Origin of the sequence: Anaerocolumna jejuensis DSM 15929, from assembly GCF_900142215.1 — a bacterium.
Taxonomy (GTDB): domain Bacteria; phylum Bacillota; class Clostridia; order Lachnospirales; family Lachnospiraceae; genus Anaerocolumna; species Anaerocolumna jejuensis.
The window spans coordinates 365,803-379,680 of record NZ_FRAC01000006.1 but is presented as its reverse complement, the minus strand read 5'-3'; the positions used below and the strand labels follow the sequence as shown (position 1 = coordinate 379,680).

Sequence of the window (13,878 nt, the reverse complement as noted above, 5' to 3'; positions counted from 1 at the left end):
ACATGACATTCTGACATCTGAATCAAAATCTTATAATGATAAGAAGTATTAATCTTGTGGAAACATCCCAAGGTAACAAAAGCTGCCAGTCATTAAAAGCTCAACTAAGAGGAGCTGCTGGAAGAAGGTTCCTTTCTCTGCCGTTCGGCAATATTTTCTATTAAAACTGTAAATATTTCATTAGCTTTGGTATAATTATAGGAGAGTTTTTGGAGTTCCATAGTGGATGTCTGCTGTATACAACAGCATTGGATAGGGTGCTCATATGCCTGATTTGGGACTGGCATTAACGTATTCCATAAGAAAGGACAGGATTAGCAATAATAAAATAGAAAAATATCATAAAGCAGTTGACAAAAGAGTTCTTATGCATGATAATGATATTATGAAAATGATAATATCTAATGGATAATAACTACAAGATAACAACTATAGGATAATAATTATAGGATAACAACTATAAGATAATAATTATAGGATAACAACTATAAGATGATAATGACAGAATAATAACTAAAAGATAATAATTATTAGATAATAACAAATGAAAAATTCTAAGACAACAGCAGATGCAGCCTGCAGGCTTTCTAAATTAAATCGGTTCAACGCCGAAATCTAGTATGAATGGAGTATTATATGGAGAACAAAAGAAAAGGCTTATATTCACTTGAATGTATTGAGAGGCTGAGAAAAGGAGATAAGCAGGTATTAAAAGAAGAAAGATGGCTTATGTATCTGGCAGTGACCTCTCAGGAAAACATCAATATGGAAAGGCTCCATTCCATGGAGGAAAAAAAGAGCAGTTATGTACTGGACTATGTGGAACGCACCCTCCGCGTGCTGGAAAGCCTGGAAGCGCCGGATGAAATAGCCTCCCTGGTGGAGGAAGTCCTCATATGGTCGGAAGTGGCAAAGGGTGGTACGGATTTCTTCCGGAAGCGGTGGCTTAGAGAGGGTATCAATCTATTCGTTCATAACCGGGGTTCTGCTTACATTTACCGCAGGGAGGCCTCCGGAGAGGAAGAGCACAGGCGTATTGTGTATGTCCTCATAAGCACTCATGGGTTAATCGGACAGTATTTAAGAGGGGAGGTCTCCCTTGGAGAGAACATGCCACTGGCGGAGCTGGTAAGAGATGGCCTGATAACCAAAGAAAAACTGTCTGAGGTATTAAAGCTTCTTAATTGCTGTATTGTTTCCGGTGTTGACAGGGAACTATGGGAGGATATTAAGAAGGAAGCTGAAAATGCAATCAGTCATATTGTAAACGGAAATTTACAGGTGGATTATGATTTAAAAGAACGGCTGAAACGTCTTAGAAAGACTTCCATAGAAAATGGTGAAGATTTCGATGCGGCTTACGGGAAAATAGCGGAAGGTGAAGATATGAAGGCCAGGCTTTCCGCCCTTTTATCGGGAAGGGATTTATGGTTTGTGGAAGGGGCACTGTATGATTTTACCCTGGAAGAATTTATAAAGATATTTCTTATTGTCGGAGGGCAGGCAGAGGGAACTGTAAAACATATCAGCTTTGAGCCCCTTATGAAGGATATTTATTACCAGCATGAGGGACGTAAACGCATTAATATATACAAAAAGCGTATTATAGAGAATTACCTGTCTGCCATTTCCCTAAAGGATCTGCTGGAAGGCAATTTAAGGAACAACCTTCATGTTTCTCCGGTCATCAGCCTCTTTCAAGAGCTTGACAGCACTCTTTTCTTTAATTTTGAGTATTCCCCTGCCGGAGAAAAGCTTATTGAGTTTTGCGTGGAAGCTGAAAAGTCGGATGTATTGTATGAAAGTGCCATCATTCTTCTTTTTGACCTGTTTGGCCTCAGAAAGGATAAGTATGACAGGTTCTATGAAGAAGAAACCTACTTAAAGACTATGAATCAGAGCATCGATTATAAGAAAATCATTCTGGATTACATAAAAGGGGAAAAGGTCATTGACATTGGTCCGGGTGGCGGGGCTTTAATGGACCTGATAGAGGAAAATGCTCCTGAAAAGCTGGTTACAGGTATTGATATAGCTCAGAATGTACTGGATAGCTTAAAACGTAAAAAGCAGCTGGAAGATAAGAAATGGGAGGTTATGTACGGGGATGCCCTTAACTTAAGCTCCTATCTGCCAAAGGGCAGCATTGATACCATAATATTCTGCTCCATCCTCCACGAACTCTTCTCCTATATTGAATATGAGGGAAAGAAATTCAACTATGACACGCTTGCAGCTGCCTTTGTCAGTGCCTTTGAAGTATTAAAGCCCGGGGGAAGGATTATTATCAGAGACGGAATCATGACGGAGGAAAAGGATGAGAAGCGTATTATCCGGTTTTTATCCCATGACGGAATGGAATTTTTAAAGCGCTATTCGTCAGATTTCAAAGGCAGAGAAATACAGTATGAAGTCATCGGCCAGAATGAAGTAAAGCTTCCGGTTAATGATGCCATGGAATTTCTATATACCTATACCTGGGGCGAGAAATCCTATGTACATGAGGTGAATGAGCAGTTTGGATATTTTACACCGAATGAATTTGAAAGCTTTATCAAAAAGGTACTGGGCGACAGCGCAAAAATCATTGTTTTGAAGCATTTTCTACAGGAGGGTTATACAGTTGCCCTGTCACAAAAGATAGAGCTTTTTGACGAAAGCAGAAAGCCCGTAAGGCTCCCCGACAGTACCTGTCTGGTCGTAATTGAAAAGGTTCGGTAAGTGAAAGAGAGCCCTGTGTAATATCCATAATGCATTACATATGCTCTTTCTATAAATGGAACCGGTATAGGATACCGGAAGCAGCTAACTTGTCAATTTTTGCACCGGAAAGAAAGGAAGGATGTCTATGTTAGGATTACGTTATGTGAAGTTTGAACCCAGCCAGTATATATTAAAATTCAGGAATGGAAAGGTGGTCAGTGAAGGTGCGGGCTTGTCCTTTTATTATTATGCACCCAAGACTTCCATTGTTGCCGTTCCCATGGAAAGCGCAGAGGTACCTTTTATTTTTGAAGAAGTGACCGCAGACTTTCAGACGGTGACTGTACAGGGTCAGATTACTTACCGTATAGCAGATCATAAGAAAATAGCAGAAGTCCTGAATTACACCCTGGATATGAAGGGAAACGGTTATTCTTCCGAAGACCCTAAGAAGCTTTCTCAACGGATAATAAATATTGTAAGAGTACTCACGAAGAAATCCATTGAGGATGTAACATTAAAAGAGGCCATTAAGTCCAGTCAGCTTCTTGCACATAATATCAAAAAGGAAATAATGGCGAATGAGGAAATAGGCTTTCTGGGAATCGAAATCCTGGGGCTCTTAATCCTTTCTGTTCTGCCGAACAAGGAAACCGCCAGGGCACTGGAAGCCCAGACCAGGGAAGAAATATTAAAGAGCGCGGACGAGGCGATTTATGTTAGGCGTAATGCTGCCATTGACCAGGAAAGGCGTGTTAAGGAGAATGAGTTCAATACGGAAATTGCTGTTGAGAACAAAAAGCGCCTGGTAAGGGAGACACAGCTGGAGGCTGAGAGGGCTGTGCAGCAGAAGAAGAACCAGCAGAAGGAAGAACAGATGGATTTTGAAACCGCTCTGGAGGAGAAAAGAAAGGATTATATCAGCCTGACAGTGGAAAATGTGAAAGCAGAAGCAGACGGCAAGGCCTATGAGCTGGCAGCAGTTATGAAAGTGCTGGAAGGCATTCGTCCAGAAGTGATACAATCCCTGGCCAACATCGGTATGCAGCCAAGCAAGCTCATTGCTATCGCCTTCCAGGAACTGGCAGAAAAAGCCGGGCAGATAGGGCAGCTTAATATATCTCCGGATTTATTGAGGGAATTGATGAAGGATGGACAGCATTAATCAGTTTACCTGAGATAGGGACGATAAGCTTACAGGACCTTTCGGTTCGGAAAAGAGGTTGATATGGCTGACAGGATGTATGACCGGAAAATTATAGTGATAAAGAGAAAGTCCAGGCTGAAGGAATTAATCTACCGTTTTAATACGGTTGAACAGGCGAGATTTTATATAGAGCACATGGGGAGTGATTTCTCCGATTATGTGGAAGAGGATAAAAGGTATGAAGAAGCATTGACCCAGGTAAGCACAAAGCTGGAGCAGATTGGCAGGGTGCAGGTCCTGGATAGGGAGTTCGTGCCGAACTTTATCTTTGATACGGAGGATATCGTTGTAGCAGTCGGACAGGACGGTCTGGTCGCAAATACTATGAAATATCTGAATGGGCAGCTTCTTGTAGGCGTCAATCCGGACCCGGTGCGGTGGGACGGCGTACTCCTTCCCTTTCAGCCCTTTGAGGCAGCAGAGGTGGTAGCGGAATGTTTAAAGGGAAACAGCCGGATACAGAAGGTTACCATGGCAAAGGCAGAGCTAAATGACGGACAGGTCATATATGGGGTAAATGACCTTTTTATCGGGCAAAGAACCCATGTATCCTCCAGATACCATATTACCTATGGAAAAAGGGAAGAAAACCAATCCTCCAGCGGGATTATCATTTCTACCGGCCTTGGGTCTACCGGATGGCTGAAAAGTATTTTAAAAGGAGCAGCAGGAATTGTCAAGGAAAGTATGGAATATGAAGCAGGCATGGAATCGAGAGCAAACCGGGATTTTATACCGGGCAGGGAATTTAAAACAAGCTGGGACATGAAATGCCTGTATTTTACGGTGCGGGAGCCTTATGAAAGCAAGAGCACGGGGGCGGAGATTATTTTTGGAAGGGTGTCCTCGGAGGAACTCCTTGTCCTTACGTCCCAGATGCCTGAAAACGGAGTGATTTTCAGTGACGGAATGGAAAGCGACTTCCTGGGATTTCATTCTGGAATAACTGCCAGAATATCAGTAGCGGAAAAGTTCGGAAATCTTGTGGTATAAGTTATTTAAGGATATAATTAAAACATAATATTTGATATAGAAAAGAAAGATTTTAAAGGTGAAGAAATGATTCAAAACATTGACAGAAGAAATCAGGCTGCTGATACCTTAAAAAAGTATTTTGGCTATGACAGCTTTCGGAATGGACAGGAAGAGCTGGTATACAGCATATTGGAGGGAAGGGACGCCCTTGGCATTATGCCCACAGGAGCCGGAAAATCCATCTGCTACCAGGTTCCGGGGATTATCATGGAGGGAATTACTCTTGTTATCTCACCGCTCATATCCCTTATGAAGGATCAGGTGTCAGCTCTTAATGAAGCAGGTATTCATGCAGCCTTTATCAACAGCTCCCTGTCAGCAAGACAGGTCAGCCTTGCTCTGGGCTATGCCAGAGAGGGAAAGTATCAGCTGATCTATGTGGCGCCGGAACGGCTGGAAACAGAGGAATTCCTGAGCTTTGCTCAAAATACACCTATTGCAATGATAGCAGTGGACGAAGCCCATTGTATCTCCCAATGGGGACAGGATTTCAGGCCCAGCTATTTAAAGATTATAAGATTCATTGAAGAACTTCCGGTACGCCCGGTTATCAGTGCGTTTACCGCTACTGCCACAAAGGAAGTTATGGAAGATATCGGCTGTATCCTAAAGCTTCAGACGCCGGAAGTAGTGGTAACAGGCTTTGACAGGGAGAATCTTTATTATGAAGTCCGTTCCCCGAAAAATAAAACGGATGAGGTACTGGCCTATGTGAAAGAACACTTGGATAAATGCGGGATTATTTACTGTAATACCAGAAATAACGTAGAGGAGCTTTGTGAACTCCTTAATGAGCAGGGTGTTATGGCTGCAAAATACCATGCCGGGATGCCGGACGGGGACAGAAGCCGGAACCAGGAAGATTTTATTTATGACAGAAGGCCTGTAATGGTGGCAACTAATGCCTTTGGTATGGGAATTGATAAATCCAATGTGCGTTACGTCATCCATTACAATATGCCAAAAAATATGGAGAGCTATTATCAGGAAGCAGGAAGGGCCGGACGTGACGGAGAACCTTCCGAATGTATTCTCATGTACAGTGGCAAGGATGTGGAAATCAATAAATTCCTGATTGAAAAAGGAAATGTCAGTGAGGAACAAAGTGGGGCAGACCGTGACCTGATTCAGGAGCGGGATATGGAACGTCTTAAAAAGATGACCTATTATTGCTTTACCAGGGAATGCTTAAGAGAGTATATCCTGAATTATTTCGGACAATATGGAGAAGGTACCTGCGGGAATTGCTCTAACTGCCTGACAGAATTTGAGGAAACAGATGTGACAGAGGTCAGCAGGGATATCATCAGCTGTATCAAGGAAAGCGGGCAGCGCTATGGCGTGAATGTAATCATAGCGACTTTACTGGGAAGGCGGACCGCCAAGCTTGCTGCCAATAATATGGTGAATTCAAGCTTTTACGGAAAGCACTCTTCTGATACGGAAAGCTTTTTAAAACAGGTTATTAATAAGCTGATTATTGAGGAATACCTGTATGTAACAAATGACAAATATGCTGTGGTAAAGTTAAATCGTTCGTCTCTTAAGATTTCAGAGGGACAGGCTTCTGTCATAATAAAGGCACTCAGGGCAGACAGTAGTGATAAGGAGCAGGGAGAAAGTAAGTCAGGTAAACAGAAAGGTTTAAGGAGATCCGAAATATTGACTTCGAAGGGATTAGATCTTTTTGAACTGCTGCGGCAGCTGAGAACGGACATTGCAAGAGAAGAAGGCATGCCGCCCTATATTATTTTTTCAGATAAGACTCTTACAGATATGTGTGTAAAGCTCCCGTTAAACAAAGAGGAAATGCTTATGGTAACCGGAGTCGGAGAGAATAAGTTCCAAAAATACGGAAGCGGATTTCTTAAGGCTATTCAGGAATTTACCGGCGGCAGCAAGGAAGCTCTTTCTTACGAGCAGCCGGCAGACATACAAAAAGAAGAGAAGCCGCTCAAAACCAAAAGGACCAAAGAAGAATTCCATCTTACAGAAGAAATGAAAGCAGTTTTTGTGCCGGATGACAAGGTAACAATCAGCCAGTTTACAGATAAGCTGAATGATATGAGGGATGAAGCCGTTATGAAAAGGCTGGCTTCCGTACATATCACAACAGTGTTAAAGGAGGAAGGCTATCTCTTCGAGGATTATAATCCTTTACTGGGAAGAAATGAAACCTATCCTACGGAAAAAGGGCAGTCTGAGGGAATTACTGCGGACAGCCGCGTCAGCGGAAAAGGCAATGAGTACGCTGTGATAATGTATGATAAGAATGCCCAGATACTGCTGCTTGATATAATAGAAAGAATCAGAGGTTAGCAGAGGACAGTGTTTTTATAAGCTATGCCAGGAGGCCGGGAAGGGAAATGAAAAGGAAAAGCATAAAATTTCATGCTTTTCCTGATGAAGGTCTCAATAATTTGTATTAAGCCGGTTAATTTCTTTTAAAGGCCTGTTCGCAATACACACAGCGGTATACACCCTTTTGCTTATCGGTAAGTCTGAAGATATGGGGAAGCTCCTGTTCGATGGAGGTAATGCATCTGGGATTCTTACATTTGATGATGTTGGTAACCTTCTCAGGAAGGTTAAGATTTCTCTTTAATGTAATCTTTCCGTCTTCGATGATATTAACAGTAATATTTCTGTCAAGGACACCAAGGATATCCAGATCCATATCCAGGTTGCCGTCTATCTTGATGATATCTTTCTTACCCATCTTATTGCTTTTGGCATTTTTGATAATCGCAACACTGCAATCCAGCTTTTCAAGGTTTAAGTAGGAATAAATCTTCATTGCTCCGCCGGCTTCTATGTGGTCAATAACGATTCCCTGGTTCAATCCGCCGATATTTAACATTAAGCCACCTCCAATAATTTCATGATTAAGGCCATTCGCACATACACACCCAGCTCTGCCTGCTTAAAGTAAACGGCACGTTTGTCATTGTCCACTTCCGTTGCAATTTCATTTACTCTGGGCAGCGGGTGAAGGACCAGCATGTCCTCTTTTGCAAGGGTCATCTTCTTGGCATCCAGAATAAAGGAATCCTTTAAACGGATATAATCCTCCTCATTAAAAAAGCGTTCCTTCTGCACCCTTGTCATATATAACAAATCAAGGTCAGGAAGAACTGCTTCCAGGTTCTTTACTTCTTCATAGGAAATATTCTTTGCATCCAATACCTCTTCGCGAAGATAAGCAGGTATCTTTAGTTCATCAGGAGAAACCAATACAAAATGAATATTTTCGTAACGTACCAAAGCATTAATTAATGAGTGTACCGTTCTTCCGAACTTTAAATCACCACAAAACCCAACAGTAAGGTTATTTAATCTGCCTTTTAATTTTGAAATAGTAAATAAATCCGTTAAGGTTTGAGTGGGATGGTTATGACCGCCGTCACCGGCATTGATTACAGGAATGGAAGAATAAGTAGAAGCAACTAAGGGTGCGCCTTCTTTGGGATGACGCATAGCACAGATATCAGCGTAACTGGAGATAACACGTATGGTGTCGGCAACACTTTCACCTTTGGCGGCAGAGGATGAATCTGCAGATGAAAAACCTAAAACACTGCCGCCAAGATTTAACATAGCGGCTTCAAAACTAAGTCTTGTTCTGGTACTTGGCTCATAGAACAGGGTTGCCAGTTTCTTTCCGTGACAGATATCCGAGTACTTCGTTCTGTCATTCATAATTTCACCTGCCAGACTCAGGATATCCTCCAATTCTGAAACAGATAAGTCGAGGGGACTAATAAGATGTTTCATGACTACCTCCGTATACTGTTAATTTTTTCAACTGATTATTATACTATAAAAGCTCTTATAGTACAATAAGAAATTTAGTTTGGAGAAAAATTAGTTTGGAGAAAAATTAGTTTGGAGAAAAATTAATTTGGAAAAAATTTAGCTCTTACAAAATAATTCTTAGAAAATTAGTTTTTAGAGAAAATAGTTCTTAGATAAATTAATCGGAGGAGAATTAGCTCTACTAAATTAATTAGTAAGAGGAAATTAATTACCCGGTTCCCGGAATAAATGCACCATTTACCTGGTTTTCCATAGAATAATTATTATGATAAATGGCTGGAATGGGTATGTATTATTATAAAACAGTAAATATCGGCAAATTATTTAACTGGTACAAAAATGAAGATCAATCACATACCTTGGATACAGTAAACTGGATGTCTGAAAGAATGTGCAAGGAGGAAAACTCTTTAGGAACAGAAGAATATGAAGAGTTTCCTTATGATGTGGAAATTGTTGCAGAGGACCTTTTTGTTCCATGGGCAATGGATATTACAAAGGATGGAAGGATTTTCTTTACGGAAAAGAACGGAAATATACGCCTGATTGAAAATGGAGTTTTGCAGACTAATTCCATATATACCTTTCTGCCTCCCTTTGAAGCATTGGGAGAAGGAGGTTTATTGGGACTGGTACTGGACCCGGATTTTGATAATAACGGATATTTCTATGTTATGTATACCTATATGGATGACAGCGAGTACTTAAGCAGGGTGGTCCGAATGCATTATGATAGAGAGCATACGGTGGAAGATAAGGTCCTCGTAGACAGTATTCCTGCGAACCGGGTACACATTGGAGGCAGGCTTAAAATAGGACCGGACGGCAAGCTTTATGTTACTACAGGAGATGCGGGAATGCCGGAGCTTTCCCAGGATATCAGCAGCCTGGCAGGAAAAATACTGAGAATGAACCTGGATGGAACCATTCCTTCTGATAATCCTTTCCCGGACTCCTATGTATATGCCTTCGGAATTCGTAATTCACAGGGACTTGACTGGAACGACAATAAGGTGCTGTACGCTTCGGAGCATGGAGATATTGCCCATGATGAAATCAATATTATACTACCCGGGGGAAATTATGGCTGGCCCTTGAAAGAGGGGGATTTTATTAAGCCCTTATATGACAGCGGAAATGAAACCTATGCGCCTTCCGGGATTGCCTTTGCAAAGGGCGGGCCTTTTAATGGAAGGCTGTTTATCTCCACCCTGCGAGGCTCACAGCTGTTGGTAATGGAGCTAAGTGAAGACGGAAACCAGGTATTGAATACAAACGGATATTTAAAAAATGAATACGGTAGATTGAGGGAGGCATTTGGGGCTTCTGATGGCTCAGTTTATATTACGACCAGCAATCTGGATGGCAGAGGTCTTCCAAATCCCCAGGATGACAAAATTATCCGCCTTGTACCCCGATATTAAAAGGGAAAATACGTAAATGAAATATTTGGTTGAATATACCCATTTTAATATGCAAAGACTAATCTCATATTGTATATGAAAAACAGGAGGATTATGCATGGAAAATATGAATACTGACCGGACAAATATTTCATCGGTATTGCCCATGATGGCTCTATCGGATATCCCTGAAAGCAAACCGGATGCAAAAGAAATTGTGGCCCTTGTAAAAGAAAGCGGGAAAGTCAGCGGCTATAAGCTTTCGGATGGACAGATTCTGAATAAAGAAGAGGGCGTTGAAGCAGCAAAGCAGGGTGATATCAAAGGAGTCGGCGTAGCTACAAGAAAAGGAAATGAATATCTGAAATCCCTGCCCGATGGCAGGGAGGATAATAACCTGTCAAGCCTGCCTACCGTGACCGGATTACAGGAAAAAGGTTAATATGTATAAAATTTCTTTTTTTAACGATAATAACCATGTACAGAATTGACTCTGTCCATTTAAAGAAGTAATATTAAATTACTATAAAAGGAAGGAGCCATTCTCAGGAATGGTGAATAGGTAAAGTTATGAAAGCAAGTGTTAGTCCGGATCTTTGTATTAGCTGTGAGTTATGTACAAATCTATGTCCAGAAGTTTTCAGTATGGGAGAGGATGGTTTTGCCCATGGCGTTGACGGTGATATTCCTTCAGATAAAACAGATGATGCTGAGAATGCCAGGGATAGCTGTCCAACAAGTGCAATCGATATCGATTAGTTTTGATAGAATAATAACTGAATATTAACGGTTGAAAAGAGCTGATTTTACAATTATCTGTAATACAGCTCTTTTTTGCTGCTGCGGCTTATGAGCCGGAATTCACATCAGTATTTAAATTGTCAGAAAGGGGTAATTCTTCCAGGGGCTGGTTACTGGCAGCTTTTCTGCTGGTGAGAAGAAGGCTGCAGGTCAGGGCAGTGAAAGGGGCGACCAATACCAGGCCAATGCTGCCGATAAAGGTATCCAGAATTTCCGCAGATACATATTTATAGTTCAGAATATTGAACACGGGAGTCCCCTGTGCCATAAATACCATCAGAAGAGCAATATATCCGCCGGAATATGCTAAAAGGAGAGTGGTAGTCATGGTACCCATAGCAGCTCTTCCCACATTCATACCGGAAAGAAAAGCTTCCTTCCATTTCATTTCCGGTTTTTTTGAGATGACCTCGTTGATGGCAGAGGTAATATCAACAGCCAGGTCCATTACAGCACCGGAGGAGCCAATAAAAATACTGGCCATAAAGATTTTTGTCAGATTCAGATTTGCATAACCGCTGTAAAGAAGGCTTTCGGAATTGGGCATAATGGCTCCATGAATTTTATAGCTGGTCGTAAAAATCATACCAAGGAGGCAGGTGACCAGAATACCTAAAGATGCCCCGGAGATGGCAGCCAATGCCTTTTTATTAAACCCAAACACCAGTGACAGGATTAGGATCGTAAGAGATACATTGATAAAAAGTCCAAAGTAGATGGGATTATATCCGTTTAGATAGGCAGGGATTAACACCTTCCATATCATCAAAATACTGATTACAAAGGATAGAAGGGAGCGAAAGCCGGTTTCTCCTGCCACAATTATCAATAAGAGGGCAAAGGCAACAGCGAGAATGGCTTCTTTTTTTATCCGGTAATGGTCAATCAGATTGATGGATAGTATCCTGGAATCCTGATAGCTGATAACAACCAGAACCTTATCACCGGCACGAAAGATTTTATCATTTTCCAGAGAACCGTTCAACAGGTTAAAGCCCTCAGCCTGCTGGCCTTTAAAGCGGCCTCCCAGCAGCTTTACCACACAGGTCTGCTCACCGGAGCGGATAAGTCCGGTATCAACGATATTCTTATTATCCACGGAAATAACCTTGGCAGCCGTACGGTCCGTGCCCTTGTATATAACGGCATCCTCGTAGCCTGTCGGAATCAACAGAAGAAGCAGCAACACAGCCAGGGAAACTAAAACGGGCAGGTGGTAGGGGAGATTACTTTTTATTCTATTTTTAAAAAGGTTCATATTGAGCTCCTTCATTTTGCTTAATTGGAAAAGAAGAAAGGATTGCTTCCGGAGAACAGGACAGTCTCTCCTTTGCTGCAATCCTTCTCTTCTAAATTACCGTCAGACCGTTATTTTACCTTTAAAAGGTCGGCAAGATTATAATAAATCTGCGTATTGTCATAATAGCCTGTGAAAAGGTCGGCTCCCTGCCCCTGGGCAAAAACACCTACCGGAAGTCCTGTATGGGCATAGGAGGTAAAACCGATGCCGGACTTGTTATTCAGGATATGAGTGATGGTTACAGTCAAGGGTTCATAGGAGCCATAGAGGATGTATTCTTCCTGGCTCTTGGCAAGCTTGCCGCTTATGGTCATGTCGTAAGCAGCTTTTAGTTTGTTGTACTCATAGGATGTCAGTACCAAATTGGGATAGGCTTTTGCACTTGTATCCGTATCTGTAATCAGACCAAAATTATTCTTAATATCAGTGAGGACATCGGCAAAAGGGGTCTTTTTATCCTTGTATTTCTTTACGTAATCCGAATCAAATTTTGCGTAGGAAAGCTTCTGGTTGGAAAGATTGTCAAGGAAGGTATTATATTCCGTGCCAGCATAACCAATGGTAAGACCACCGGTTTCATGATCTCCGGTTACAATAATAAGGGTTTCGCTGGGATGTTTCTTGTAGAAGGTAACGGCCTCCGTAACAGCTTCATCCAGGGCAATGGTATCGGATATTGTGGAACCGGCATCATTTGCATGACAGGCCCAGTCGATTTTTCCGCCTTCTATCATCATAAAGAAGCCTTTTTTGTTGTCAAGCACATCGATACCTTTCTTTACATAATCCTTTAGTTCCCATTCTCCGGTTTTCGTATCATTGGAATAGGAGAGGGAATCGCTGTCAGCCAGGGTTTCACCGATTATGATTGCTTTTCCGTCTGCGGCAGTAAGCTTACCGGCATCCTTTTGAGTGTTAATGACCTTATAGCCTTTTTCCTTTGCCAGATCATACAAATTTTTCTGAGGTACATCCTTATTGTCTCCGGTAGGATTCTTTAAGGCACCGCCTGCAAAATAATCAAAGCCGCTTTGTATCATCTCAAGGCCGATAGCGTAGTAATTGTTTCTGGATGCCTGATGAGCGTAATAGGCAGCAGGAGTTGCATGATTTAAATTAACGGTTGAAATAACACCGATTTTATAGCCAAGCTGTTTCTTTAACTTTTCAGAAATTGTTTCATAAGAAGTGGTCATAGTCTCGTCCATATTAATTGTTCCGCTGTAGGTCTTGTGCCCTGTAGACAGGGAGGTTGCCGTTGAAGCGGAATCAGGACAAAAAGAGGTGGAATCATATGTAACAGCAGAGCCTGCCACAGGAAATTTTGTGAAATTCAGATATTTATTGCCTGCCATAATCTTGGATGATTTGTCCTGAGAGACAGCGCCAAGATAGTCACTGGCTGCCTGAATCTGAGGAAAGCTCATGCCGTCACCGATAAACATGAATACATATTTTGGTGCCTTTAAGGAAGTTGCCTGGGTTTCTTTTTTGCTTCCAGCGGCAGTACTCTTTACACTGGAAAAATCATTGGTGAATACAAAGGATAAGAGAAATAAACCTGTGATAATACAGGCAATAACCCTCTTAAAGGTTTTATTCATCATACTTTC

12 protein-coding genes are annotated in these 13,878 nt (G+C 41.7%); 8 read left to right on the top strand and 4 right to left on the bottom strand.

From position 1 onward, the window contains the following. Nucleotides 1-265: 265 nt before the first annotated feature. The 5 genes from BUB77_RS29720 to recQ all read left to right on the top strand — a co-directional run bounded on the left by BUB77_RS29720 (nucleotide 266) and on the right by recQ (nucleotide 7,264). On the top strand, nucleotides 266-412 hold the full coding sequence (locus BUB77_RS29720; protein ID WP_170866555.1) for a hypothetical protein: 147 nt from the start codon (nucleotides 266-268) through the stop codon (nucleotides 410-412). Nucleotides 413-636: 224 nt separating this feature from the next. Next, entirely contained in the window at nucleotides 637-2,721 is a 2,085-nt protein-coding gene (locus BUB77_RS01715; RefSeq protein ID WP_073272316.1) for a class I SAM-dependent methyltransferase, read from the top strand. A 127-nt stretch (nucleotides 2,722-2,848) separates the two neighbouring features. Next, entirely contained in the window at nucleotides 2,849-3,868 is a 1,020-nt protein-coding gene (locus BUB77_RS01710) for an SPFH domain-containing protein (protein ID WP_073272315.1), read from the top strand. Between the two features lie 63 nt (nucleotides 3,869-3,931). Next, the gene (locus tag BUB77_RS01705; protein ID WP_073272313.1) at nucleotides 3,932-4,903 is read left to right on the top strand and encodes an NAD(+)/NADH kinase; all 972 of its coding nucleotides are present in this window, start codon (nucleotides 3,932-3,934) and stop codon (nucleotides 4,901-4,903) included. Between the two features lie 66 nt (nucleotides 4,904-4,969). After that, nucleotides 4,970-7,264, top strand: a complete 2,295-nt coding sequence (gene recQ / locus BUB77_RS01700) for a DNA helicase RecQ (RefSeq protein ID WP_073272311.1) — start codon at nucleotides 4,970-4,972, stop codon at nucleotides 7,262-7,264. A 115-nt stretch (nucleotides 7,265-7,379) separates the two neighbouring features. On the opposite strand, the gene BUB77_RS01695 is transcribed toward recQ, so the two are convergent. Both BUB77_RS01695 and pyrB read right to left on the bottom strand, forming a co-directional pair. Next, nucleotides 7,380-7,805: an aspartate carbamoyltransferase regulatory subunit gene (locus BUB77_RS01695; RefSeq protein WP_073272309.1), complete on the bottom strand. Its 426-nt coding sequence runs from the start codon at nucleotides 7,803-7,805 to the stop codon at nucleotides 7,380-7,382. Further along, nucleotides 7,805-8,719 carry an aspartate carbamoyltransferase gene (pyrB, locus tag BUB77_RS01690; RefSeq protein ID WP_073272307.1) on the bottom strand — a complete coding sequence of 305 codons (915 nt, stop codon included), beginning with the start codon at nucleotides 8,717-8,719 and terminating at the stop codon, nucleotides 7,805-7,807. The genes BUB77_RS01695 and pyrB overlap by 1 nt, the downstream gene beginning before the upstream one ends. Nucleotides 8,720-9,048: 329 nt before the next feature. Between pyrB and BUB77_RS01685 the strand changes: the two genes are divergently transcribed. From BUB77_RS01685 to BUB77_RS01675, 3 genes are all read left to right on the top strand, one after another. Continuing rightward, nucleotides 9,049-10,185 carry a PQQ-dependent sugar dehydrogenase gene (locus tag BUB77_RS01685; RefSeq protein WP_084123865.1) on the top strand — a complete coding sequence of 379 codons (1,137 nt, stop codon included), beginning with the start codon at nucleotides 9,049-9,051 and terminating at the stop codon, nucleotides 10,183-10,185. Between the two features lie 97 nt (nucleotides 10,186-10,282). After that, nucleotides 10,283-10,606, top strand: a complete 324-nt coding sequence (locus BUB77_RS01680; protein WP_084123864.1) for a DUF3892 domain-containing protein — start codon at nucleotides 10,283-10,285, stop codon at nucleotides 10,604-10,606. Nucleotides 10,607-10,734: 128 nt separating this feature from the next. Then, entirely contained in the window at nucleotides 10,735-10,923 is a 189-nt protein-coding gene (locus tag BUB77_RS01675; protein WP_073272305.1) for a ferredoxin, read from the top strand. Nucleotides 10,924-11,011: 88 nt separating this feature from the next. Here the strand turns inward: BUB77_RS01675 and BUB77_RS01670 are convergent, their stop codons facing one another. Both BUB77_RS01670 and BUB77_RS01665 read right to left on the bottom strand, forming a co-directional pair. Further along, nucleotides 11,012-12,223: a YibE/F family protein gene (locus tag BUB77_RS01670; protein WP_073272304.1), complete on the bottom strand. Its 1,212-nt coding sequence runs from the start codon at nucleotides 12,221-12,223 to the stop codon at nucleotides 11,012-11,014. Nucleotides 12,224-12,333: 110 nt separating this feature from the next. Further along, nucleotides 12,334-13,872: an alkaline phosphatase gene (locus BUB77_RS01665; protein WP_330392472.1), complete on the bottom strand. Its 1,539-nt coding sequence runs from the start codon at nucleotides 13,870-13,872 to the stop codon at nucleotides 12,334-12,336. Between the last annotated feature and the right edge of the window lie 6 nt (nucleotides 13,873-13,878).

Coding starts and splice junctions, on each gene's coding strand:
- BUB77_RS29720 (WP_170866555.1), top strand. CDS start 266: ATGCCTGATTTGGGACTGGCATTAACGTATTCCATAAGAAAGGACAGG.
- BUB77_RS01715 (WP_073272316.1), top strand. CDS start 637: ATGGAGAACAAAAGAAAAGGCTTATATTCACTTGAATGTATTGAGAGG.
- BUB77_RS01710 (WP_073272315.1), top strand. CDS start 2,849: ATGTTAGGATTACGTTATGTGAAGTTTGAACCCAGCCAGTATATATTA.
- BUB77_RS01705 (WP_073272313.1), top strand. CDS start 3,932: ATGGCTGACAGGATGTATGACCGGAAAATTATAGTGATAAAGAGAAAG.
- recQ (WP_073272311.1), top strand. CDS start 4,970: ATGATTCAAAACATTGACAGAAGAAATCAGGCTGCTGATACCTTAAAA.
- BUB77_RS01695 (WP_073272309.1), bottom strand. CDS start 7,805: ATGTTAAATATCGGCGGATTGAACCAGGGAATCGTTATTGACCACATA.
- pyrB (WP_073272307.1), bottom strand. CDS start 8,719: ATGAAACATCTTATTAGTCCCCTCGACTTATCTGTTTCAGAATTGGAG.
- BUB77_RS01685 (WP_084123865.1), top strand. CDS start 9,049: ATGTATTATTATAAAACAGTAAATATCGGCAAATTATTTAACTGGTAC.
- BUB77_RS01680 (WP_084123864.1), top strand. CDS start 10,283: ATGGAAAATATGAATACTGACCGGACAAATATTTCATCGGTATTGCCC.
- BUB77_RS01675 (WP_073272305.1), top strand. CDS start 10,735: ATGAAAGCAAGTGTTAGTCCGGATCTTTGTATTAGCTGTGAGTTATGT.
- BUB77_RS01670 (WP_073272304.1), bottom strand. CDS start 12,223: ATGAACCTTTTTAAAAATAGAATAAAAAGTAATCTCCCCTACCACCTG.
- BUB77_RS01665 (WP_330392472.1), bottom strand. CDS start 13,872: ATGATGAATAAAACCTTTAAGAGGGTTATTGCCTGTATTATCACAGGT.